The sequence below is a fragment of the Streptomyces sp. NPDC017890 genome, assembly GCF_044328675.1.
GTDB lineage: Bacteria > Actinomycetota > Actinomycetes > Streptomycetales > Streptomycetaceae > Streptomyces.
On record NZ_JBIRHU010000158.1, the window covers coordinates 1 to 1247 of the forward strand.

The 1247-nt window shown below is 61.3% G+C and carries 1 protein-coding gene; it reads left to right on the forward strand.

The features are described from left to right. The first annotated feature begins 546 nt into the window (after positions 1-546). Positions 547-768: a hypothetical protein gene (locus ACH4F2_RS36215; RefSeq protein WP_231783652.1), complete on the forward strand. Its 222-nt coding sequence runs from the start codon at positions 547-549 to the stop codon at positions 766-768. Positions 769-1247: the final 479 nt, after the last annotated feature.

Below are 1247 nucleotides of genomic sequence, written 5' to 3' on the forward strand. Positions count from 1 at the left end.
CCACCGACAGCACTTCGCGGACATCCTCGCCCAGGACGCCGACGGAATCCGGGCCCTCGCCAACAACGAAGACGGCGACACCCCGCGACTGTGGCGCACCCCCAACCCACGCTGACCGCCTGCGCAGCGAATCGCAGTCCACACGCCGAAACCTGCGGGGCGGGCCGCCCGCCGATAGACCAGAGGTGGCTACCGGCGGAGCGTTCGCCATACCCGTTGGGGACCGGGTGATGCCGCCCCCGAAAATTTACGTGCCACCCACCCCGGTTACCAGTCTTCGCACAGTTACAGCTACTTGAGCATTGAACTACCCGCAACGCGCTCAGCCCCACAGCAACAGGTAGCGGCGGACCATTACAGCGTTAGTTCAGCGCACCTAGGGGTGACGCCCTCACTTACCTCCCACGTACCGACCGGTCAGCAATGACGCAGTAACATCACCTTGTGGTGCGCTGCTTTCCGCCTCGGTTCCAGCGCACCACCCGTTGCCACCGCGCAGGCAGTCGCCCCTTCGGCCTGCATGATCCACACGTGCAGGAGCTACCCATGGCCTCCCCCGACGAGCGTCTGACCGCCAAACTCGAGCAACTCCCCATCAGCGACGACGCCCCCATGTGCTCACTCCTGCGCACCACCCTGCTCAAACACGCTCAACACGGCAGCGACATCACCGAGCCCACCCTGCTCGGACTGCTCGCCATCACCGGCGCCCTCGAAGAACGCCTCACCCGACTCGAAGCCACGATCCAGCCCTCCCCCACACCATGACGGCACCACCGCCTCGCATCGACCGGCGAAAGTGCGTCCGAAAGTTTCTCGGAGCGAGGTCAGAAATTGCCGTTATCCTCAGCTGCATCCTCTTCGCCCTCGTCATCGTCTGGTGGGCAGCCTGAAAGAACTTCTCTGTCGAAAAGACAAGGTCTGTGGGTTATTCGACATAGATTGTCGACACCAGTTCTCGACACATCGACCTCAGAACGAGCTGGGGATACGCGTACTTCACAGAAGCGTCGAATACCGATCTATTCTCGACGCCCAAATTCCATTTATTCGCGCCTATAGCCACTCTTCAACTGCCACCATCTCAGGTCTACCTCTTCCATATGCGCCGCAGGCTCCTTCGCTCGGCCATCGGAATCGATGCACTGGCGATTTAGCGGGCTTGACTGTCGGTACCCCGTGCTTCAATGCGACATTCCAGGCGCACGCTCGGGCGTCTATGAGTGGGTACGAGGTCAACATAAATG